Raw genomic sequence first — 22,202 nt, 5'->3', positions numbered from 1 at the left:
TTGCCATGATGCTGGATTGATCCTTCGCGCTTGTCAAGGAAAGAGCTGCACCGGGCAATGCCATCGAGCCCGTCCCTGGGACCGCTTACTGCGCCGTCCAGCCACCATCCATCGGCAAGGTCGTGCCGGTGATCTGCCTGGCCGCATCCGAGCACAGGAACAGCGCCAGCGCCGCCAGCTCCTCGACGGTGACGAACTCCTTGGTCGGCTGTGCCGCGAGCAGCACATCGTGCTTGACCTGCTCTTCGGTCATGCCGCGCGCTTTCATCGTGTCGGGGATCTGCTTTTCGACCAGCGGCGTCCAGACATAGCCGGGCGCGATCGCATTGACGGTGACGCCATCCTGCGCCGCCTCCAGCGCCACCGTCTTGGTCAGGCCTGAAATGCCGTGCTTGGCCGACACATAGGCGGACTTGAACGGCGAGGCGACCAGCGCATGCGCGGAAGCGGTGTTGATGATGCGGCCCCATTTGCGCGTCTTCATGCCGGGCAGCGCCGCCTTGATCGCATAGAAGGCCGCCAGCAGGTTGATGCGGATGATGGCTTCCCACTTATCGTCGGGAAACTCCTCGATCGGCGCGACATGCTGGATGCCGGCATTGTTGACCAGGATGTCAAGACTGCCGAAGGCTTCCTCGGCCTCGCGCACCATGGTGGTCACCGCGGCGCCGTCCATCATGTTGGCGTCCGAGTAGCGGCACTTGACGCCGAAATCCTTCTCGATGCCGGCGCGCTCCTGTTCGATAGCAGCGGCATCGCCGAGCCCATTGATGGTGATGTTGGCGCCCTCGGCGGCGAAGGCGCGGGCGATTGCCAGGCCAATACCGCTGGTCGAGCCGGTGACAAGCGCATTCTTCGAAGACAGGGAACCCATGGGAGATCTCGCGACAGGTGAGGTGCTGTTGGCGCACATAGTTTGTGCATCGCAACATAACAATGGCATGACCATATGTCATTGCGATTACAATGTTGTGATCCTTTGCGAGCGCCTTGAAGCTGGCATTGGCGCGGCGTGACATGGCACTGTCATGCTGCCGTGCAACATAATCTTCCCGCACGTCTCGTATGGATCGTTCCTGAACCCGTGGGAGAAGCTTGGATATCGCCGATGTCGTGAAGCGCGCCTATGCAATGCCGCTTTGATGTCGGGAGTGCGGTTGAGCGCAAAGGCGGTCGGCACCACGCCGATCAGGATCAGCATGATCAGGCCCATGCCTTTTTGTCCGTCATCGGAGCCATGCGCGAAGCTGACGCCGGTGCAGGTACTCGACGATGAAGCTGATGTGACGGCCGGGCAAACCACGTCTAACGGTTGGGTCCGTTTCGAGCTGCCCTCGCCGGCCCCTCTCTCCTGAACCCGGTGCAGCAGGTTCGCGGGTTTATCCCGCAATCTGCAGCAGGGACGATACCAGCAGCCGGCGTTCATCGACCGAGAGAACATCCGAATCGAACAGGTTCATGCTGCGCAGCCCCTCGATGGCGAGATAGCAGATCAGCAGCGCCTTGATGTCAGGCGTCTCCCCCTTCAGCCGCTCGAACAGCTGTCGCTTGAAGGTTTTGATCGGCGTCAGGAAATCGGGATCCTCGGCAATCGCCGAAAAAATCCACGAGGCCGATGGCTGGGGTTTCTCCCACTCGTTGGCCGACAGCCTGATATAGACGGCAAGCAAGCTTTCGCCGCTGGCGCCCGCCTTGGCGGTGGTTTCCAGCGCAGCGTCGAACTCATCCAGATAGCCTTGCACCAGCGCCTGCAGCAACTTCGCCTTGGTCGGGAAATTGTACAGCAGACCGCCTTTCGACACGCCGGCTCGGCTGGCGACCGCATCCAGCGACAGGCTGCCGGGACCGGTAACGCGCGCCACTTCGGCGGCGGCGGCGAGTATCCTGTCGCGCGAATTTGCTCTGCGTGTTTTCATCGATCCGTCCCCCATACATTAGCTTATGCGGAATTGACAAGACCGTCCAGACGGTACAGTAAGATCGCCGTCATTTGAAACCGGGACCTGCCATTGCTAGTGTCCCGCGACCGACCGCTATGTGGGTCGCCGTTCGAGGGGACTGTTTGTGTTCAAGCGCATAATCCAGATAATCGTCATCGCCTTGGTTTTGCTCGTGCTCACGGTCGTGGTTGGCGGGATCGTCGGCTTCAATTTTCTTCGCGACAACGGCATCAAACAGTATTTCGCGACGATGAAGCCGCCTGCAGCAACTGTATCGACGGTCATCGTCAAGCCGTCGGATTGGACCCCGGGCGTCGAGGCAATCGGCACGGTCAGCGCGGTGCGCGGCGTCGACCTCACCGTCGAAACCGCCGGCATCGTCAAGGAAATCCTGTTTCACGCCAACCAGAAGATTGCCGACGGCGCAACCCTGCTGCAGCTCGACGACGCTGTCGAGCGCGCTGATCTCGAGGCGACCAAGGCGCAGGCCGCATCCGACCAGACGACGCTGCAGCGCGCCCTTGAACTGCAGCGGCGCGGCGTCGGCACCGACGCCACGCTCGACGCGGCGCGGGCAGCTGCATCGGTCTCCGCCTCGCAGGTGAACAAGCTGCAGGCAGTGCTCGACCAGAAACAATTGACCGCGCCCTTCAGCGGCACGGTGGGCATTCCGAAAATCGACCTTGGCCAGTATCTGACGCCGGGCACCGCAGTGGTGACCTTGCAGGACCTGGACACGATGCGGGTCGACTTCTCCGTTCCCGAACAGCAGCTCCCGCTGCTGAAGATCGAGCAAAAGGTGCGGCTGGGCATCGGTGGCGGCGACTTGCCCTACGCCGGCAAGATCCGCGGTATCGATCCCAAGATCGACCCCACCAGCCGGCTGGTCACCATCCGGGCGGAGGTCGCCAACACCGAAGGCAAGCTCACCCCCGGCCAGTTTGTGCAGGTACGCGTCGAACTGCCCGAGGAAAACAATGTGCTGGCTCTGCCGCAAACGGCGCTGACATCCAGCCTCTATGGCGACTTCATCTACGTGGTGCGTCCGGCCAAGGCACCTGAAGGCCAACCTGCCGATGCAGCCAAGCCTGCCGATGCGGCCAAGCCCGCTGATGCAGCCAAGCCTGCCGATGCGGCCAAGCCCGCTGATGCCGCCAAGCCTGCCGACACTGCCGCGGCAAAACCCGCTGACAAGGCGGCTGCCGACCCGGCTAAACCGGCGGCGGAAGAACAAAAGCCCGAGCTCGTCCTGTCACAGGTGTTCGTCAAGCCTGGCCGTCGCAACGCCGGCATGGTCGAGATCCTTGAAGGTCTGACGGCTGGCGACGAGGTTGTCACCGCCGGTCAGAACCGGCTCTTCAATGGCATGTCCGTTGCTGTCGACAACACCATCGACCCGACCCAATCGGCAAACAAGCAGGCCGCCCAGTAATGAACGTCTCCGACATCTTCATCCGCCGCCCGGTTCTGTCGACGGTCCTGGCCTGCATGATCCTGCTCCTGGGCTTCCAGGGCATTTTCAACCTGTCGATCCGGCAATATCCGAAGGTCGACGAAACGGCCATCACGATCACCACGGCCTATCCGGGTGCCAGCGCCGACCTGATCCAGGGCTTTATTTCGGCGCCGATCGCCCGTGCCGTCGCCTCGACCGAGAACATCGACTACGTCACCTCGTCGAGCCGGCCCTCTTCCAGCACCGTGACCGTGCAGATGAAGCTCGGCTCCAATCCTGATGTAGCGCTGACCGAAGTGCTGTCGAAGGTGCAGGGCGTGCGCGGTACCTTGCCCGACGCATCGAAGGACCCGGTCATCGTCAAGGGCACCGGCGATCAGTTCGCGATGATGTACATCTCGATGCAGAATCCGAACATGACGAAGGAGCAGTTGACCGAGTATATCGAGCGCGTCATCCGGCCGCGCATGTCAACTGTGGAAGGCGTCGCCGACGTGCAAATCTTCGGCGCCCAGGAATATTCGATGCGTGTCTGGATCGACCCGGTCAAGCTTGCCGCGCGCGGCGTGACCGCATCCGAAGTGCTGGCCGCGATCAACAATTCCAATTTCCTTTCGGCTCCCGGCAACACCCAGAACGAATATGTCGTCTCCTCGATAACGGTGCGCTCGACACTGCAGACGCCTGAGGCCTTCGCCGAACTGCCGCTGCGCTCGACGGATGGCAATGTGGTGCGGTTGCGCGACGTGGCGCGTGTCGAACTAGCCGCGGCAAGCACCGACACCAGGGTCAGTTTCAACGGCAAGCCCGGCACCTTCCTTGCGATCTTCCCGACACCGGCGGCAAACCCGCTGACGACGGCGGCGGCGATCCACAAGATCGTGCCGCTGATCCAGGACACGCTGCCGCAAGGCATGACGATCGAGATCGTCTACGATTCAACCGAGCAGATCAGCGCCTCGATCTACGAGGTGTTCAAGACCATTGCCGAGGCCGTCGCCATCGTCATCGTCGTCATCCTGCTCTTCCTTGGTTCGTTCCGCTCGGTGATGATGCCGATCGTCACCATTCCGCTGTCGTTGATCGGCGTTTGCTTCCTGCTGTATTCGGTGGGCTATTCGATCAACCTGTTGTCGTTGCTGGCCATGGTGCTGGCGATCGGTCTCGTCGTCGACGACGCCATCGTGGTGGTGGAAAACATCCATCGCCACATGGAAGAAGACCACATGTCGCCGATGCAGGCGGCCTTCAACGGCATGCGGGAAATCTTTTCCGCCATCGTCGCCATGACGGTGACATTGGCCGCCGTGTTCGCACCACTGGCCTTCACTGGCGGCCTGACCGGCGCCCTGTTCCGCGAATTTGCGGTGACGCTTGCCGGCTCGGTGGTGCTTTCGGGTGTCATCGCCGTCACCATCACGCCGATGATGTCGGCGCGCCTGCTGAAAGCCGGGTCACCCGGCCGCTTCCAGCGCATTGTCGACGGCACTTTCGGACGCGTCGAACGCGTCTATGAAAAGGCGGTCACCGGATCTCTGAACTATCGCCCACTGACGCTGATAATCGTCATTGCGCTGGTCGCCGTCACCGGGTTTGCGTTCACCAAAACCTCTAGCGAACTGGCGCCGGAAGAAGATCAGGGCTTCCTGTTGTCGATCGTCAACGCGCCGCGTTATGCGACGTCGGACTATACCGAACTCTACGTCAACCAGATGCTTGGCCTGGTCAAGGACATACCGGAGACGCGGGCGCAGTTCTCGGCAGTCGCGTTTGGCGGCCAGACCAGCGGTGCCTTCGTTGGCTTTGCCTTCAAGGACTGGGCCGAACGCACGCGCAGCTCGAAGGAGATCCAGGCCGACATCCAGGGACGCCTCGCCAAGGTCGCCGGTGTCGAGGCTTTCGTCTTCGCGCCGCCAACGCTGCCTGGCTCCGGTGGCGGTCTGCCGATCACCATGGTGGTGCGTTCGACCGGCAATGCTTCCGATGTTTTCGAGGCAGCCGAGCAGATCAAGAACAAGGCGCAGGCTTCCGGTCGCTTCATTGTTGTGCAGAACTCGATGGCCTACGACGCGCCACAGGTGACGGTAACGATAGACCGTGACCGCGCCGCGGCCCTCAACCTGCCCATCGCCGATATCGGCCGCACGCTGACCTTGCTGGTCGGCGGCGCCGAAGTGGCGCAGTTCGACCGCGATTCAAACAGCTACGATATCATCCCGCAGGTGCCACAAGATTTCCGCGACAATCCTGAAAAGCTGGCAGAATACTTCGTGCGCAGCGTTTCGGGCCAGATGGTGCCGCTCTCGGCCGTGGTCAAGATCTCGACCAACGCCTCGCCGGCCGCGATCGAGCAATTCAACCAGCTGAACTCGGCAACGATTTCCGCGCTGCCGCTGCCCGGCGTCACCACCGGCGACGGGCTCAAGGCCATCGAGGACATCGCCAAGGAGAGCCTGCCCGACACCTTCTTCATTGATTATTCCGGCCAGTCGCGGCAGGAGAAGGAGCAAGGCAGCACCATCCTGATCGCCTTCGCAGCCGCAATCCTCGTCATCTATCTGGTGCTGGCGGCGCAGTTCGAAAGCTTCCGCGATCCGCTGATCATCATGATGGCGGTGCCGCTGTCGATCTTCGGCGCCATCGTGCCGCTCAATCTGGGGCTGGGAACACTCAACATCTACACGCAGGTCGGCCTGATCACGCTGATCGGCCTGATCACAAAGCACGGCATCCTGCTGGTCGAGTTCGCCAACCAGCAGCGCGAGAAGCATGGGATGTCACGCAGGGAAGCGATCATCGCCTCGGCCAAGGTGCGGCTGCGGCCGATCCTGATGACGACGGCGGCGATGGCGCTCGGCGTGGTGCCGCTAATCATCTCCAGTGGTGCTGGTGCCGCGGCGCGCTATTCGATGGGCCTGGTGATCTTCACTGGCATCCTGGTCGGGACCATGTTCACGCTGTTCGTGGTGCCGATGTTCTACACCTTCATCGCAAGCAAGGACCTGCCGCATCATGCCGAAAAGCCGGACCCGAAGCTGATGCCGGTGCCCGTCGACTGAACTGCGAAGACACCAACGAACAAACAAAAAGAGGCCGGACAATTCCGGCCTCTTTCTTTGACTGGATTGATTACCGCGAAGCTCAGTGGAGCTTCAGGCGGGAGCTTGCTGTGCAGCTGCGCTGCGCAACCGCTCCAACCACAGCCGACTACTTGACGATGACGATGCTGGTATTGGCCGGGCCGAAGGTCTCGACCAGCTGATAGAAGTCGGCGGCATTGTCCGGGTGCAGCCGCACGCAGCCATGCGAAGCCGGCTGGCCAAGACGCTTGATGGCGTAGGTCGCATGCACCGCGTAGCCGCCGCTGAAGAACACCGAATGCGGCATCGGCGCGTTGTCGTATTTCTTCGAATACCACATCTCATGCATGCGGGTCGGCTTGAACGAGCCGGTCGGGGTGATATGCGCCCGGTCGCCGGTCGAGACCTTCCAGGCGAAGGTCGGGCGGCCGTCGACCAGGACTTCCATGGTCTGCTGCGACAGCGAGACACGCGCCACGATCTGACTTGCGGCGGCGTGGGCAGCGCCATTGCCGGCACTGAAGAGAAGAGCCGCACCGGTCAGGGCGGCGGCGGTGATGTTGATGAGCTTGGCGGAAATGGCAGCGTACATGATGTTCCCCTGTTTTGCCGGTCGGGCCGGTTCCAATTCGATGACCGGCTTATCCCAACGTCATGTTTCAAGCTGATTTCGCTTGCTGCTCGTTTGTGTTTCGAATCTGTTTCCTCGGGTTAACAGAATGACGGGCAAAGCAGCGGAACAAGGGCTGCTATCGTCGGCCTCGTACTCTGCCTCGCAGGATCAAGATGCCAGGGTTGCCGTCAAACGAACGTGCGAATTTCCCTTATGTGAAAGACATTCCGTCTGGCTCGAAACCAATCTGCAACAAAGCGCGGCCCGGGCGGCATGATCTGGATACGGGCCGACGGCACAGTTGACGTAACGAAAACAGCCGGCGCAAACGAAGATGAGCATCAAATCGAACACCCTGTCCTGGTTTCTCAGGATAAGCATTGCCGCGGTCATCGTCGGCGGCGTCGGCACAGTCGCCGGCAGCCCGATGACGACGCTTGCGGCCATGAACTCGGGCGAGGTTTCGACGCTGCATGCCGCGCTGTTCATTGCCTTGGTCTGGATTGTTTCCAGTCTGCGCATCAACCGCTTCAAAGCCCTCTGGCGGGTCGGCTTTGGACTGACGGGGATGCGCGGCCCCTCCGGCAACTTGCTGCCGAGAGGACCGAAGGCCCGCGCCGCGACGGGGGGCTCCGTGGGCGGCGCGGGCACTTCGGGGGTCTCCTGAAGCACCGACAATTCTGAAATTGGGGAAGAGACAGATGAACACGAAATTTGCCGCTTCAGTGCTTTCCGCACTGCTCTACACACAAGGCCTGCTCGGCTTTGCCGGTCTCGCCACCGTGCTGCTGAAGGACCGCGCTCACGCCAGTGAAGTCGTCGTGGCCAGCGAAATGCCATCTGGACCATCGCTGCTGGTGGTGCGCTGAGTGCAGGCGCATCGGACCCAAAAGGGGAAACCGGTTTTGGGAAAATCCGATGCTAAACAAAAAGACGCGTTGCCCTCAATCGGCGCGCTGTGTCGGCGGATCGAACCGGTAGCCGGCGCCCCGTATCGTGGTGATGGTTTCGGTGTCGAGCTTGCGGCGCAGCCGCACGATCCGCGAATCGATCGAGCGATCGAACGCATCGGCATTTTCGGCTGGTGCGGCGGCAATGATGTCGTCGCGCGTCAGCACCTTGCGCGGGCTGGCCAGAAACAGTTTCAGCAACGCCACCTGACCGGCCGACAGCTGTTCCTCGGTACCAGAACGATGCATGACCATCGCAGACCTGAGGTCGACGGTCGCGTTCTCCAGCACGAGCAATTCCCCGGTGTTGCGGCCGCGCCGCGCCAAGAGGCCGCCAATGCGGGCGGCAAGCTCCCTGACATTAAGCGGACTTTCGATGACGTCGGCGGCGCCGAGTTCGAGCGCCAGCACCTTGTCGACCAGATCCGCCGGCCGGCAGATCAGGATGAAATCGGGCCCACCCTCGCCGCCATGGCGCCTGAGCAGGTCGCGCCCCTCCGCCTGGCTGAGGCTGTCACCGACAATGACGATGTCGATGCCCTTTGCCGAAAGCAGCGATTCGGCCTCCCAGGGCTGGCGCGCCTCGCGCACATCATGGCCACGCCGCTCGAGATGGTCGGCGAGATCGGTCGCCACCACTTCGGCGACGGAAACAAGCGCGATGACGGATCGTGCGGCCATGTTTTCTTACCGTTCCCTTCGCAACCCGAGATGAGTGCTGGACATGATGTTTATACCCAATCTACTTTCCGCTGAAAGCGGGAGCGAGATCATAGTGCGGGCACGAATTATCATCGTCGAGGACGAGCCCGATCTGAGGGACGCGGTCGCCGAGTATCTCGGCGCCAACGGCTATGAAATGACCACGGCCGAAAGTGCCGCCGAAGCCCGCACCTTGCTGGAAACACAGTCGTTTCATCTGGCCATCCTCGACATCGCCATGCCAGGCGAGGACGGCCTGTCGTTCGGCCGCTGGCTGCGCTCGAAAATGCCGATCGGCATCATCTACGCCACCGCCGCCGGCACTGCGCTCGACCGCATCGTCGGGCTGGAACTCGGCGCCGACGACTATATCGTCAAGCCTTACGAACTGCGCGAAGTGCTGGCGCGGGTGCGCAGCGTTCTGCGTCGCGTGCCGCAGCCGACCGCGCCGCAAGCCGCCAAGGTCGAGACAGGCGCCGGCCGCCGCTTCATGAGCTTCGGCTCTTTCCAGGCCGATCTTGACGGCAGGCTGGTCACCGGCGCCAATGGCGCGGTCATCGACATGGCCAAGAGCGAGTTCGATGTGCTCGAGGTTTTCCTGACCCGCGCCAACCGGCTGTTGACGCGCGCGGCGATCTCCGAGGCGATCGGGTTCGTGGAGGATCCCGAATCGTCCCGCGCGGTCGACATCCGCATCATGCGGCTGCGCAAGAAGATCGAGGCGGATCCGGCCAATCCGAAATTCCTGCGCACGGTGCGCGGCGAAGGCTATATCTTCTCGCTGCCGACCGACGGACACTGAGCGGCGCGATAGGCTGCCGTGGAGAGTAACCACACCGGCGCGACCTGGGTAACGACTGACCATGACAGCTGAACCGGCACGCACGGATACGCAAGGCACCCGTCAGGGTGCTGCGATGGCGGCTGTCCGCGTCGTGCGCCGGCTTCGCGAGGCCGGCGACTGGCAACGCGAGATGGTGGGCATCCTCGAGACGCTCTGCGTTGCCATGGATTGCCAGCGCGGCATCCTGTTCAGGTTGCGCGAACTGCCCGGGCAGGGTTTCGCCCAGTCGGTTGCAGCCTACTGGATCGCCCCCCGCTTCGGTACCGAATTGGCGTCGCCAACCGTCATCATGCAGTCGATCGTCAACTCGGACCCGTTGCTGGAGCGCTTGGCGGAGGATGAGCGGCAAGGCAAGGTCTTCGCCGGCCACACACGCGACCTCGACGGCTTCCTCAGAACCGACTTCGAGAAGCAGAATATAAAGTCGTTCCTGTCGGTTTCGGTGTTTGCGCACGGCCATCTGTGGGGCACGCTCGCCGTCAACGACTGCGTCAACGAGCGCGAATGGAGCGACGAGGAGGAGGCGACACTGCACATCGTTGCGCTCGCCATCGGCGACGCCATCGAACGTTCGCCGTCCGAGGCTCATGCCAGCGAAGTTATCCGCCGCACCATGCTGCAGGCTTCGCTCGACGCCATCGTTGTCATCGACGAGACCGGTTCGATCATCGAGTTCAACCCGGCTGCCGAGAAGATGTTCGGCTTCCAGCGCTCCGACATCCTCGGCAAGGACCTGCTCGACACCATCGTACCGATCTATTACCGCAAGGGCTATGCGTCGGGGGCCGAATACATGACCGGCCGCGGCGCCCCGATGGTCGGCCAGCGGCTCGAAACCGTGACCCAGAATGCAGCCGGCGAAGTATTTCCGATCGAGCTGACGGCGACTGAGATGCGGGTTGCCGATCGCTGCCTCATCTTCGGCTCGATCCGCGACCTGCGCGACAAATTGCGCGCCGAGGAAGAGATCGGCCGCCAGCGCGAAAAGCTGCACCAGAACGAGAAGATGGCGGCGATGGGCTCGCTGCTCGCCGGCGTTTCGCACGAGTTGAACAATCCGCTGGCCGTGGTCGTCGCGCAATCGACGCTGCTGCACGAATTCGCCTCCGACCCGCAGACCAAGGTGCGCGCCGAAAAAGTGCGCGCCGCCGCCGAACGCTGCGGCCGTATCGTCAAGAGCTTCCTGTCGATGGTCCGCCTGCATCCGACAGCGCGGGCCGAGACCGATCTCAACCAGGTGATCCGTGCCGCTCTCGAAGTGACCGCCTATGGCGCCAGATCGAGCGGCATCATCATCGACACCGATTTCGCCAGCGGCCCGTTGCTGGCCATGGCCGATGCCGACCATGTGACGCAGGTCGCGGCCAACTTCCTCATCAACAGCCAGCATGCGCTGGCCGGCGTCGCCGGCGACCGGCTGATCAAGGTGCGCACATTTCGCAGCGACCGCGGCAATCCCGGATTTTCGGTCGAGGACAACGGACCGGGCGTGCCGGAGGCGATCCGCGCGCGCATCTTCGAATCCTATTTCACCACCAAGCCGGTCGGCGTCGGCACCGGCATCGGCCTGTCGATTTCGAAATCGATCATCGAGCGGCACAATGGCAATGTCTGGTTCGAGGAGGTGTTGCCGAGGGGCGCGCGGTTCGTCGTCCAACTGCCAGCGATCACCGCCGGCGTCGCTGCCGCCGGCGACAGCCCGGCCCGCTCGAGCGGCTTGCGCCACGCCCTGATCATCGACGACGAGCCGGATGTCGCCGGCTCGCTCTCCGACATTCTGGAGCTGATGGGCATCAAGTCGCGGATCGTGCCGGCCTGGACATCGGCCGTTGCGACCCTGACCGGCCACATGCCGCCCGACATCGTCTTTTCCGACCTGCGCATGCCCGGCATTAGCGGCATATCAATCTATCGCGAACTGCTCGCCGAAAAACCCGATCTGGCACGGCGCTTCGTGCTGGTCACCGGCGACCTGATCGGCGCGAAGGCCGAGATCGAGGCGCTGCCGGCAGCGCAGCGGCCGCAGATCCTGGAAAAGCCTTTCAGCACGCTGGACGTCCGCGGCGTGCTGTCGGCCATTGCCGAGCAGGCGGCTGTTGCGAGCTGAAATTCAGCGCCTTCCCGGGATCTGTTGAGATTCAGGTCAGGCCGGCCTCATCTGAATCTCAATAGATTCCAAAAAAGAGGCTCCCGACCGACAATGCGGCGGGAGCCTGACTGAGCGCAAGAGGAGCGCTCGGGGAGGTCAAAGCATGATCGCGAAGCAGGGAATGTTTCGCGGTCACGTTCAACAAAGATCAAAAGACGTTGGGCGTATTGGTCAGCGGCGCGGCATTGGCGATCATGCGAACCGCGCGGTCCCTGTGCTTGCCGGACTGCGCGGCAATGACGCGCAGGCAGTCCGCGCTCTCGGCGCCCCAGGCCTGGCCCTTGCAGGCAAAATCGATCTCCGGCATCGGCAGGCGCGCGGTCTTGATGGTGGTCGGCGCACCGTCGACGACGTTGGCCGGCGGATTGAGTGACGCGAAGGCCGGACCAATCGTCGGCGTGAACATCATCCCGACAAAGGCGACAGCGCTCAGCATCATGAACATCGCCATCGGATGGTCACTTGCGCGCTGGCGCAGCGCCAGTTTTGGGCGCCGGTCGTTGCGCTCCGGAGCCTGGAGGCGGATGTCGCTGTCGGCAGTCTCAACCTTCGTGTACATCGTCATTCCCCTTCGTTTCTTATTTCTTTTGCTATGAAGCGAACCTAATCGCGCTGTGTAACCGACGAATGATGCATCTCGTCTGCCCGTGTAACAGCGACGAAACAGATAATTCGGGCATTACCGGGCATATTCGGTCAGGCAGCAAAGCTCGCATCGGCTCGATCGAACTATGACCAATCTCACACTCCCGAAATAAATTGCGAACGGCAGCTCTTTCCCGGCGCGATTTTGCCGACACGGCGAGTGCCAATCCCGATGCAACGCGCCCGCTTCTCAAACCCTGGTTAACGCTAGGAAATTCCCGGATTTTCCGCGGCAGCACGGGCGTCGAACCTGCTCGAATTGGCCGGGTGAAAATCTTGCGATTTCCACAAGCCATTGCATTTCAATGAAAAATATGATTATATTGAATGAGTATTCAACAAAAAGAAGAGCTGTCCATGAACCCGCACCTCCGTGACGTGGCGATCCCCAACGATTGGGACCGGCGGGGCTTGCCGGGCTGGAGTTATCACTCCGACGCCCTTCTCGAACTCGAGAAAGAATACGTCTTCCGCAACCATTGGCAGATCGCCGGCCATGTCTCGGACGTGCCCAATGCCGGCGACTACATGACCATGGACGTAGTCGGCGAGCGGGCGCTGATCGTGCGTGGCAAGGACGGCGTCGTGCGCGCCTTCAACAATATGTGCCGTCATCGCGGCAGCCGCGTCGTCGCCGACAGCCAGGGCAACTGCAAGAACGCCCTGGTCTGTCCGTTCCATGGCTGGGTCTACAATCTCGACGGCACGTTGCGCGGCGCGGCCCGCCCGCGCTCCTTCCCCGATCTCGACAAGACCGAATTCGGCCTGATGCCGCTCGACCTCGAAATCTGGATGGGCTTTATCTTCATCCGTTTCCGCAAGGGCGGCCCGCAGCTTTCGGTGGCCGAGCTGCTGAAGCCTATCGAAGCCGAGATGGCTCACTATGGCGTCGCCGACATGGTGCCGTCCTGGGGCATCTGGACCCAGAAGTCCCCGGTCAACTGGAAGTCGGTGCGCGACGTCGACAATGAGGGCTATCACGTCGCCATGGCGCATCCGGCGCTGCAAGACCTCTACGGCGCGACCTATTTCGACGAGCCGTTCATCAACGGCGTGTCGCGTTCCTTCGCCACCTACAATCCGCATGCCGGACGGCGCTGGAGCGTGCGTGAATACATCAGGCACGCGCCGGCGGCGGAGCACCTGCCGGAGCACCTGCGCAAGGCGTGGATCTACTACGGCATGTTCCCCAACAACGCGCTGTCGATCATGCCGGAATCGGTGCAGTTCTATCAGGAGTTCCCGTTGACGACCGGTGAGACGCTGCTGCGCGGCGCCATCTACCGCTATCCCGACGAAACCCGGGAGCAGGCGGCGGCACGCTACCTCGCCTACCGCATCGATCGCGACACCATGAACGAGGACGTGCAGCTCTCGGTGTGGTCGAACGAATCGATGCTGTCCGAAGCCTTCGAGGGCTTTTACCTCTCCGACCTCGAATATGGTGTGCGCACCCACCACGACCATCTGCGCAAGCAGATTCCCGTTCTGGGGCTGGAGACGGCGCCGGACGAGAAGGAAATGTGGAACCTCAACGAGGCCATGCGATCGCAGGTGTAGGAGCAAGGAGAGCGCCCCTCTCCCCGTCTCTATACGGGAGAGGATGCCGGCAGGCAGGTGAGGGGCAGCGCCGTGCCTGTGACTCGGGTCGACGACGACCAATCGCCGACGTCAGCGCCGCCCCTCATCCGCCCTCCGGGCACCTTCTCCCCGTGAACGGGGAGAAGGGAGAAACTTCACCCCTGCCAGACACCCTCTTTCCTGAGATCATCCATCGTGCGCGAAATGCCTTCGCGCAGGATCGCCACCATGTCGTCGATCTGCTCGCGCGAAATGATCAGCGGCGGCGACATCACGCACATATTGATCAGCGGCCGCACCAGCAGGCCGAGCTCGTGGCAATGCGCGTCGATGCGCTTGCCGACATCCTTGTCGAGCTGCAGCGGGTCCTTGCTTTCGCGGTCGGCGACGCATTCGACGCAACCCATCAGCCCCATGCCGCGGACCTCGCCGACCAGCGGCAGTTCCTCCAGCGTCTTCAGTTGCGCCTGGAAATAGGGCGCAACCTCGCGTGTATGGGCGAGCACATTGTCTTCCAGGATATCGAGGTTCTTCAGCGCCACGGCGCAGGCGACGGGATGGCTGGTGTAGGTCAGGCCATGGCCGAACATGGCGTCCGGATGATTCGAACGGCGCAATTCCTGCAGCAGCCGCTCCGAGATGATGACGCCACCAAGCGGGAAATAGCCCGAGGTGACGCCCTTGGCAAAGGTGATCATATCAGGATCGATGCCGAACACGTCGCCCGAGGCAAAGACATGGCCGAGCCGGCCGAAGGCGGTCACCACCTCGTCGGAGATATAGAGGATATCGTTGTCGCGGCAGATCTCGCGGATGCGCTTGAGATAGCCATCCGGCGGCACGATGACACCGCCCGATGCCTGCACCGGCTCGCCGACGAAAGCCCCGATCTTCTCGGCGCCGACACGGGCGACTGTATCGCGGAACTGATCGACCAGGAAATCGGTGAAGGCAGCAAGGCTCATGCCTTTCGGGCGCCGGAACGGATCGGGCGACGACAGTTTGACGACCAGTTCGTCGGCGCCGTCCATCCAGTCGCGGTCGCGCGGGCGGCCATTGAGCGAGGCAGACAGATAGGTCGAGCCGTGATAGGCGCCGCCGCGGCTGAGGATCAGCTTCTTTTCCGGCCGGCCGCGCACATTGTTGTAGAATTGCATGAAGCGCAGCGCCGTCTCGACCGCGGAGGAACCGCCGGTGGTGAAGAAGACATGGCTGAGATCGCCCGGCGCATGGCCGGCGATGCGCATGGCAAGCTCCGCCGACGGCGCGTTCATCGTGTACCACGGCGTGTTGTAGGACAGCTTCATCGCCTGGTCGTACATCACCCTCGCCAGTTCCTCGCGGCGATGGCCGACATTGATGCACCACATGCCGGCCGGCCCGTCGATCAGCCTTTTGCCGGCAGCGTCGGTGATGTAGATGCCGTCGCCCTCGCCGATCAGCGCACGCGCCTCGGCCCCGACCGAGCCGGCGAACGGCCAGGGCTGGACGAGATGGCGCTTGGCCAGTTCGACGGCATCGTCGGCGGGCCCTGCCGTTTCAGTCGCCCTCAGATCTCTTGCAGCCGCCATTGTCGCCTCGCCTTGTTTGATCGCAGATATGGTCGAACACGAAACGAAGCACCAAGCATTGGAAATGTCGGCTTTCTTCACTTCATTTTGAATGTCCGTTCAATCAATATTGCAGAATTAGCGCTTGATTTCAATCCACGGATGCGCGCATGATGAAGAAAGCCGGCGAGCATGGGGAACAGGCAGCCGGCGCCAGGATCTGTTAGACAATGGGAGCCGCATGGCGGGACAGTCCGAGCCAGAAACCGCGATCGCGCCAGGAGCCCTGCAATGACGGCGGCTGCTGAAGGGTCGCCTCCATTCGGCATGACGCGGGCCAGGCGAAACGCCCTTCTGCAATCCGAACCCGTCCAGGGCTTTGCCCTGATCAGCCCGACCCTTCTCTATGCGCTGATCCTTTTGGTGGGGCCGATCCTGGTGGTCATCGCCCATTCTTTCTGGACACAGAACTACCTCACCATCGACCACACTTTCACGCTGGAAAACTACCGCATCGCACTGACCGAGCCGATCTATCGCGATCTGCTCTGGCGCTCGCTCTACATTTCGCTGACGGTGAGCTTCTTCACGGTCGTGCTCGCCTATCCGATCGCCTATTTCATCTCGTTCCATGGCGGCCGCCACAAGAGCCTGTGGCTGTTCCTGATCACCATCCCGTTCTGGACCAGCTACCTGCTGCGCGTGATGTCCTGGAAGGTCATCCTCGGCTACAACGGCGTCTTGAATTCCGGGCTGATGGGCCTCGGCATCATCGACGAGCCGTCGACCGCGCTGCTTTACAATTCGACCGCCGTCATCATCACGCTGACCCACGCCTGGGCGGCCTTTGCCATCCTGCCGATCTTCGTCTCGCTGGAAAAGGTCGACCGCACTTTGGTCGAGGCGGCCAAGGACCTTGGCGACGGCCCGTTGCGCTCGTTCCTGCGCGTGACGCTGCCGCTGTCGGCGCCCGGCGTCATTTCGGCGGCGCTCATCGTCATGATCCCGACAGTCGGCGACTACGTCACGCCAAAACTTGTCGGTGGCAAGGATGGCGTCATGATCGCCAACGCCATCCAGGCGCAATTCGGCAAGGCGTCCAACTGGCCGCTGGGTGCAGCCCTTTCGGTAACCACAATGCTGATTGTGACCTTGATGGCGGGCGCCACGGTGCTGATCATCCGCGCCATCCAGAGGCTGGCGCGATGACGGCCGTGCGGCGCTTCCTGGCCAATGGCTGGCTGTCGACCTATGCGTTTCTCTATGTCGTCTTCCTCTATCTGCCGGTTATCTTCCTGCCGATCTTCTCGGTGAACACCGCGGCGACGCCGAAATTCCCGCTCACCGGCTTTACCTTGCATTGGTACGAGGACCTGCCGCGCACGCCGGCACTGCTCGACGCCGCCTGGAACAGCCTGGTCGTCGGCGTCTCAGCCTCCATCCTTTCGACCGTTCTCGGCATCCTCGCGGCACGCTCGATCACCCGCTACCGCTACCCCGGCCGCCGCACCATCAACGGCCTGATCATGGCGCCGCTGGTGCTGCCGGAAGTCATTGTCGCCATCTCCATGCTGCTGGTGATGCTGCAGCTGGGTTTGAGCCTGTCGCTGTTCACCGTCGTGCTCGGCCATGTCCTGGTCTGCATTCCCTATTCGATGACGGTGCTGACCTCCGGCTTCGAGGGTTTCGACCGCAGCTTGGAGGAAGCCTCCGCCGATCTCGGCGAGAGCGCCTTCGGCACGTTTCGCCGGGTGACATTGCCGATGGTGGCGCCGGCCATCATCTCCAGCCTCCTGGTCTGCTTCACCATTTCGCTCGATGAATTCATCATCGCCTTCTTCCTGACCGGCACCGAGGCGACGCTGCCGATCTACATCTGGGGCCAGCTGCGCTTTGCCGCCAAACTGCCGGGCGTGCTGGCGCTGGGCACGCTGTTGCTGATGGCCTCTTTCCTCTTGATGACCGTCGCCGAAATCCTGCGCCGCCGCGCGGCAAAACGCACCCAGAACGAGGGAGGCCTCTATGCCTGAGCGGCCGCAAGCCGAACGATCGCAAGCCGAACGGCCGATGATCGAGATCAAGAACGTCACCCGCAGCTATGGATCGTTCAAGGCACTCGACGACTCTTCGCTGACCATCAAGGAGGGCGAATTCTTCTCGCTGCTCGGCCCCTCCGGCTGCGGCAAGACCACGCTGCTGCGCATGATCGCCGGCTTCGACAACCCGACCAGCGGTACGATCTCGGTCGACGGCCAGTCGATGGAAGGCATCCCGGCCAATCGCCGCCCCACCAACATGGTGTTCCAGAGCTATGCCATCTTCCCGCATCTCAATGTCGAGCAGAATGTCGCCTATGGGCTAAAGCGGTTGAAGCTGGAAGGCTCGGAGGAAAAGCGCCGCGTCGAGGAAGCGCTGGCGCAGGTCTCGTTGACCGGCCTCGGCAAGCGTCTCGCCACCGAGCTCTCCGGCGGCCAGCGGCAGCGCGTCGCCTTGGCGCGTGCACTGGTGATGCGCCCCAAAGTGCTGCTGCTCGACGAGCCGCTGTCGGCGCTGGACAAGAAACTGCGCGAACAGATGCAAGTCGAACTGCGCCGCCTGCAGCAGGCCGTTGGCATCACCTTCGTGCTGGTCACCCACGACCAGTATGAGGCGCTCGCTATGTCCGACCGCATCGCCGTGATGTTCGGCGGCAAGATCGCCCAGGTCGCCTCGCCCAAGGAAATCTACCAGCGGCCGGTCAACCGCCAGGTGGCCGACTTCCTCGGCGGCATGAATTTCGTCAAGGCTGAGATCGTCGAGGAAAACGGCGCCTCGCTGGTTGTCGACACGCTCGGCTTCGGCCGGGTCAAGACCAACAAGCCGAAGGCCTTTGTCCGCAATGGCGGCGCTGCCACGCTGGGCATCCGGCCGGAACGCCTGCGTGTGCTGTGGGACAATGCCACGGCGAAATTCGAGGTCGCAGGCAAGGTGGTCGAGCGCCATTACTTCGGCGAGATCACCCATCTGATCGTCGAAATCCCGGGGCTGGAAAAGCCGTTGTCGGTGACCGAGACCAATGATTTCGGCGCCGATGACATCCCGGTCGGCACCTCGATCCGCCTCGCCTACGACCCGGAAGCGCTGGTGGCGATGGCGGACTGAATTTCGGAAATGATCTTTCGCGCGGCGATGCGTCCAGCGATGATAGCGCCCTCGACATAACCGGGAAATGACGGCGACAGCTCCGACGACGCAAAATACAGCGGCGGCGAGCCGGCCAGGATTGTCCGCTCTGCGTCGGTTGCCGTCACATCCGTGATCAGGTCGCTGTAGGCGCCGCCGCTCCAGCGGTCGTCCGTCCAGTCGCGATAGCTGAGATCGAGCATCTTGCTCGCATGGTCGCCCAGCGCGTCCTGCAATCTTGCCGTCACCTCGGCGCGCAACGCCGCATCGCCGAACTCGCGCCAGCGCAGGGCCAGCGGACCACCAATGAAGACGACCAGCGCCGCATGGTCGTCGTCCTTGCTGACGTCACAGGCAAACAGGCCCGGCAGGTCGCGCCACATCACCATGCCGCTCAAGCCCTTGTCGCGCCAGAAGGCGTTGTCATAGCGCACCAGCACCTTGATCACAGCTCCGCTTTCCCAGACGCCGAGGGCTCGTCCGAGCGCAGCCGGAAGCGGTGGCGCGAACGCCAGTTTCGAGGCCATCACCGGTGGCACGGCGATAAGTGCCGTTCGTGCCTCGATGGGGCCGGTCACTGAAGCCAGACGAACCCCCTCCGGTCCGTGTTCGATGAGTGTGACGGGCGTGTTCAAGCGCAGCCGGCCGCCGAGATCGCTGGCCAGATCCTCGGCCACCGACTGCATGGTTTCGTGCAGAAAATATTGTAGCTCCGGCACCTCGTTGGTGATGCGGCGGTCGTTGTCGATGAGGTGCCACAGCGGCACCTTCTCCAGCGCCAGGCACCATAGGCCCTCGATCATCGACCGGAAGGCGGCCTTGGCTTGGTCGGGATCATTCTGCCGTTCGAGCCAGGCGGCGACGGTCAGCCCGGCGATCTCAGGGGCATCAGGCGCGATCGCATTCATGCGGTCACGAATCGCCATCGACCCGGCATAGGCGCGTTCCGCTTCCCGCGCCGACATCGACGGCTGGGCGATGAAGTCGCCATCGACATGGGTCTCGACCAATGTCTTGGCGCAGGCCCTGACCAGCGCCATCAATTCCGGCATGTCCTCGCAGAAGAACTGGCCGCCGCTGTCGATGCGCTCGCCAAGCCCATTGTCTCTGGACTCCACCCGTCCGCCGACGCGATCGCGTGCTTCGAGCAGGATGAAATCGATGCCAGCCTTCTTCAGCTCAAGCGCCGCCGACAGGCCGGTGAAGCCTGCGCCAACGATGACGACATCGGTTCTTTCAATCCCGGTCTTCAATAGCCGGCCTTGATCTTCTCGAACTCGTCGATCATCCCCTGCTTCAGCTCGGGCGGCACCGGTTGCTGGAACAATGTCTTGTCGAGGAACTTGTCGAGATTGTCGAAACCGCGCTCGCTTAGGACCTTGGCATCGATCGCCGCCATGCCGGCGCCGTTACCGTGGCCATAACCAAAGGTCTTGACCAAGTAGTCGGAGACACCAGGCGCGTTGACCGCGTTCAGGAATTCATAGGCCTGGTCGAGATTATCAGGCGCGTCCTTCATCAGCACATAGCCGCACACCCAGGTGGATATGCCTTCCCTGGTGCCGCGGTTCATGGCGATCGGCAGTCCTTGTCCTTTCAGCGTCACGAAGGTTTCATTCCAGCCCCAGACGAGATCGACCTCATTGCCGATGAACGCCTGGTTGAGGTCGGTGTCGTCGGTCCAGTAGAAGCGGACGTTCTTGTGCACGTCGCGCAGGAAAGCCGACGCCTCCTTGAACTGCGCGTCGGTCATCTTGGTCCAATCTTTCAGACCGATGACCAAGCTGGCCAGCGCATAGGCGTCGTCGACATTGTCGCCGATGGTGACGCGCCCTTTGAACTTCGGATCGGCGAAGATCCTGAGCGACTGCGCCTCGTCCGCCGTCACCTTGTCGGTGCGATAGAGCAATGAGGTGTTGCCCCAGTCGAAGGGCATGAACCAGGCCTTGCCGTCGGCGGTGGTGGCAAGATCCTTCATCGCCATGATGCCGGGATTGAGGTCTTTCCAGCCAGATATCTTCGAGGTGTCTAGGGGCTGCAGCATGCCGGCCTCGCGCCACTTCACCACGCTTTGCGAGCAGGGGTGCGCGATATCGGCCTTGAAGCCGGCCCGCATCTTCTGGAACGCTTCGTCCTCGTCGCCGAAGAAGGCGAAGGTCGGCTCGGCACCGTATTTGGCAGCATAGGCGGGATGCAGCAGCGGATCCTCATAGCCCGACCAGTCGAACACGACGAGGTCGCCGCCGCCTTCGGCAAGCGCATAGGCCGCGCTAGCGCCGATGGTGAAGACGGCGGCAAGGACAAGGCGGCGAAGCATGGAATCCATGGCGCGAAACTCCTCATCGCGGGAACCGAAGCGAGGTTAGGAAAATTCCGCGGCTTTGGCGAGCCTGTCTGCCCGCCATATTGGCAGGCAGACCGGAGGTGCAGAACGGAGATCAATAGCCGGCTTTGATCTTCTCAAACTCCGCGATCATCTTGAGCTTGAGTTCCGACGGCACCGGCGACTGGAACAGCGTCTTGTCGACGAATTTCCCGACGTCGTCATAGCCTTTTTCCTTCAGCACGGCCTGGTCGACGCCGGCCATGCCTTTGGCGTTGGCCTGGCCATAACCCCAGTCCTTGACCAGCACCTTGGCGGTTTCCGGATAGTTGACCGCGTTCAGAAAGTCATAGGCCTTGTCGATATTGCCCGGCGCATCCTTGAACAGCACATAGCCGCAGACCCAGGTCGAAATGCCTTCGTCGGTGTCCTTCTTGGACTTGATCGGCACGCCGGCGGCGACCGACTGCACCGTGGCGTCGTTCCACGCCCAGGCCAGATCGACCTCGCCGCCGCTCAGCAGCTGGACGACGTCGGTGGTGTCGGTCCAGTAGGATCGGACATTCTTGTGCACCTGGCGCAGGAAGTCCGACGCCTGCTTGAACTGGTCGTCCGTCATCTTGGTCCAGTCCTTGAGGCCGATGGCGAGGCTGGCCAGCGCATAGGCATCGTCGACGTTGTCGCCGATCGAGACCCGGCCCTTGAACTTGGGATCGGCGAAGGCCTTCAGCGACTGCACGTCCTTCTCGTCGATCTTGGAGGTGTTGAAGGTGACCTGCGTGTTACCCCAGTCCCACGGCATGAACCAAGCCTTGCCGTCGTCGGTGGTGGCGAGGTTCTTCATCGCCATGATGCCGGGATTGAGGTCTTTCCAGCCTGATATTTTCGAGGTATCGAGCGGCTGCAGCAATCCGGCCTCGCGCCACTTCGTCACGCTCTGCGAACAGGGATGACCGAGATCGGCCTTGAAGCCGGAGCGGACCTTTTCAAAAGCCTCATCCTCGTCGCCGAAGAAGGCGAAGGTCGGCGAATCGCCGTTCTTCTCGACATATTTCGGATGGAAGCTCGGGTCCTCATAGCCGGACCAGTCGAACACGATCAGGTCCTTGTCGGCGGCGACGGCAATCGCCGCCACCGAAGCGGCGAGGGTTCCGGCGAGTGCTAGAGTCAGTGTCAGGCGTCGGCTCAATTTTCTCATTGCAGTTCC

Annotated in this window: 19 protein-coding genes; 10 read left to right on the top strand and 9 right to left on the bottom strand. The window is 62.3% G+C overall.

Translation table 11 applies throughout. The features are described 5' to 3' along the window. Window positions 1-85: 85 nt before the first annotated feature. Together AC1DVW_RS19525 and AC1DVW_RS19520 are read right to left on the bottom strand one after the other, a co-directional pair. Entirely contained in the window at window positions 86-874 is a 789-nt protein-coding gene (locus tag AC1DVW_RS19525; protein ID WP_477325178.1) for a 3-hydroxybutyrate dehydrogenase, read from the bottom strand. Between the two features lie 505 nt (window positions 875-1,379). After that, entirely contained in the window at window positions 1,380-1,916 is a 537-nt protein-coding gene (locus AC1DVW_RS19520; RefSeq protein WP_477325176.1) for a TetR/AcrR family transcriptional regulator, read from the bottom strand. A gap of 148 nt (window positions 1,917-2,064) precedes the next feature. Between AC1DVW_RS19520 and AC1DVW_RS19515 the strand changes: the two genes are divergently transcribed. Together AC1DVW_RS19515 and AC1DVW_RS19510 are read left to right on the top strand one after the other, a co-directional pair. Next, window positions 2,065-3,372 carry an efflux RND transporter periplasmic adaptor subunit gene (locus tag AC1DVW_RS19515; protein ID WP_477325174.1) on the top strand — a complete coding sequence of 436 codons (1,308 nt, stop codon included), beginning with the start codon at window positions 2,065-2,067 and terminating at the stop codon, window positions 3,370-3,372. Next, window positions 3,372-6,455 carry an efflux RND transporter permease subunit gene (locus tag AC1DVW_RS19510; protein WP_477246436.1) on the top strand — a complete coding sequence of 1,028 codons (3,084 nt, stop codon included), beginning with the start codon at window positions 3,372-3,374 and terminating at the stop codon, window positions 6,453-6,455. Before AC1DVW_RS19515 ends, AC1DVW_RS19510 begins: the two co-directional genes overlap by 1 nt. 148 nt (window positions 6,456-6,603) lie before the next feature. On the opposite strand, the gene AC1DVW_RS19505 is transcribed toward AC1DVW_RS19510, so the two are convergent. After that, complete coding sequence (locus AC1DVW_RS19505; protein ID WP_477246434.1) at window positions 6,604-7,068, bottom strand: L,D-transpeptidase; 465 nt, start codon at window positions 7,066-7,068, stop codon at window positions 6,604-6,606. A 355-nt stretch (window positions 7,069-7,423) separates the two neighbouring features. Here AC1DVW_RS19505 and AC1DVW_RS19500 point away from each other — a divergent pair, with 355 nt between their 5' ends. Both AC1DVW_RS19500 and AC1DVW_RS19495 read left to right on the top strand, forming a co-directional pair. Then, window positions 7,424-7,756: a hypothetical protein gene (locus AC1DVW_RS19500; protein ID WP_477325172.1), complete on the top strand. Its 333-nt coding sequence runs from the start codon at window positions 7,424-7,426 to the stop codon at window positions 7,754-7,756. Between the two features lie 34 nt (window positions 7,757-7,790). Continuing rightward, the gene (locus AC1DVW_RS19495) at window positions 7,791-7,958 is read left to right on the top strand and encodes a hypothetical protein (RefSeq protein ID WP_477325170.1); all 168 of its coding nucleotides are present in this window, start codon (window positions 7,791-7,793) and stop codon (window positions 7,956-7,958) included. Between the two features lie 75 nt (window positions 7,959-8,033). On the opposite strand, the gene AC1DVW_RS19490 is transcribed toward AC1DVW_RS19495, so the two are convergent. Then, a complete protein-coding gene (locus AC1DVW_RS19490) occupies window positions 8,034-8,720 on the bottom strand; it encodes a winged helix-turn-helix domain-containing protein (RefSeq protein ID WP_477325168.1) in 687 nt (228 codons plus the stop codon). A gap of 94 nt (window positions 8,721-8,814) precedes the next feature. Here AC1DVW_RS19490 and AC1DVW_RS19485 point away from each other — a divergent pair, with 94 nt between their 5' ends. Together AC1DVW_RS19485 and AC1DVW_RS19480 are read left to right on the top strand one after the other, a co-directional pair. Next, window positions 8,815-9,543 carry a response regulator gene (locus AC1DVW_RS19485; RefSeq protein WP_477325166.1) on the top strand — a complete coding sequence of 243 codons (729 nt, stop codon included), beginning with the start codon at window positions 8,815-8,817 and terminating at the stop codon, window positions 9,541-9,543. Between the two features lie 61 nt (window positions 9,544-9,604). Beyond that, entirely contained in the window at window positions 9,605-11,692 is a 2,088-nt protein-coding gene (locus AC1DVW_RS19480; protein ID WP_477325164.1) for a GAF domain-containing sensor histidine kinase, read from the top strand. A 190-nt stretch (window positions 11,693-11,882) separates the two neighbouring features. On the opposite strand, the gene AC1DVW_RS19475 is transcribed toward AC1DVW_RS19480, so the two are convergent. Then, window positions 11,883-12,293 (bottom strand): hypothetical protein, encoded by a 411-nt coding sequence (locus AC1DVW_RS19475; RefSeq protein ID WP_477246423.1) that lies wholly within the window; start codon window positions 12,291-12,293, stop codon window positions 11,883-11,885. A gap of 443 nt (window positions 12,294-12,736) precedes the next feature. On the opposite strand from AC1DVW_RS19475, the gene AC1DVW_RS19470 reads away from it, so the two are divergent. Beyond that, a complete protein-coding gene (locus AC1DVW_RS19470; RefSeq protein ID WP_477325162.1) occupies window positions 12,737-13,939 on the top strand; it encodes an aromatic ring-hydroxylating oxygenase subunit alpha in 1,203 nt (400 codons plus the stop codon). Between the two features lie 176 nt (window positions 13,940-14,115). Here the strand turns inward: AC1DVW_RS19470 and AC1DVW_RS19465 are convergent, their stop codons facing one another. Then, the gene (locus AC1DVW_RS19465) at window positions 14,116-15,531 is read right to left on the bottom strand and encodes an aminotransferase (RefSeq protein WP_477325161.1); all 1,416 of its coding nucleotides are present in this window, start codon (window positions 15,529-15,531) and stop codon (window positions 14,116-14,118) included. A gap of 270 nt (window positions 15,532-15,801) precedes the next feature. On the opposite strand from AC1DVW_RS19465, the gene AC1DVW_RS19460 reads away from it, so the two are divergent. From AC1DVW_RS19460 to AC1DVW_RS19450, 3 genes are read left to right on the top strand one after another with little or no spacing between them, the layout of a single operon-like run. Continuing rightward, window positions 15,802-16,719, top strand: coding sequence for an ABC transporter permease (locus AC1DVW_RS19460; RefSeq protein ID WP_477246418.1), 918 nt, complete (start codon window positions 15,802-15,804; stop codon window positions 16,717-16,719). Next, window positions 16,716-17,540, top strand: a complete 825-nt coding sequence (locus tag AC1DVW_RS19455) for an ABC transporter permease (protein ID WP_477325159.1) — start codon at window positions 16,716-16,718, stop codon at window positions 17,538-17,540. The genes AC1DVW_RS19460 and AC1DVW_RS19455 overlap by 4 nt, the downstream gene beginning before the upstream one ends. A gap of 37 nt (window positions 17,541-17,577) precedes the next feature. Next, window positions 17,578-18,651, top strand: coding sequence for an ABC transporter ATP-binding protein (locus tag AC1DVW_RS19450; protein WP_477325346.1), 1,074 nt, complete (start codon window positions 17,578-17,580; stop codon window positions 18,649-18,651). Here AC1DVW_RS19450 and AC1DVW_RS19445 read toward each other — a convergent pair. The 3 genes from AC1DVW_RS19445 to AC1DVW_RS19435 form a co-directional block, all read right to left on the bottom strand. Then, on the bottom strand, window positions 18,615-19,925 hold the full coding sequence (locus AC1DVW_RS19445; protein WP_477325157.1) for a flavin monoamine oxidase family protein: 1,311 nt from the start codon (window positions 19,923-19,925) through the stop codon (window positions 18,615-18,617). The two genes, AC1DVW_RS19450 and AC1DVW_RS19445, sit on opposite strands and share 37 nt — an antisense overlap. Continuing rightward, complete coding sequence (locus AC1DVW_RS19440; RefSeq protein ID WP_477325155.1) at window positions 19,922-20,998, bottom strand: extracellular solute-binding protein; 1,077 nt, start codon at window positions 20,996-20,998, stop codon at window positions 19,922-19,924. The genes AC1DVW_RS19445 and AC1DVW_RS19440 overlap by 4 nt, the downstream gene beginning before the upstream one ends. 112 nt (window positions 20,999-21,110) lie before the next feature. Next, complete coding sequence (locus tag AC1DVW_RS19435) at window positions 21,111-22,193, bottom strand: ABC transporter substrate-binding protein (protein ID WP_477325153.1); 1,083 nt, start codon at window positions 22,191-22,193, stop codon at window positions 21,111-21,113. Between the last annotated feature and the right edge of the window lie 9 nt (window positions 22,194-22,202).

This window comes from Mesorhizobium sp. P3_B5 (assembly GCF_056402815.1).
This window is presented reverse-complemented; position numbering and strand designations above follow the sequence as displayed.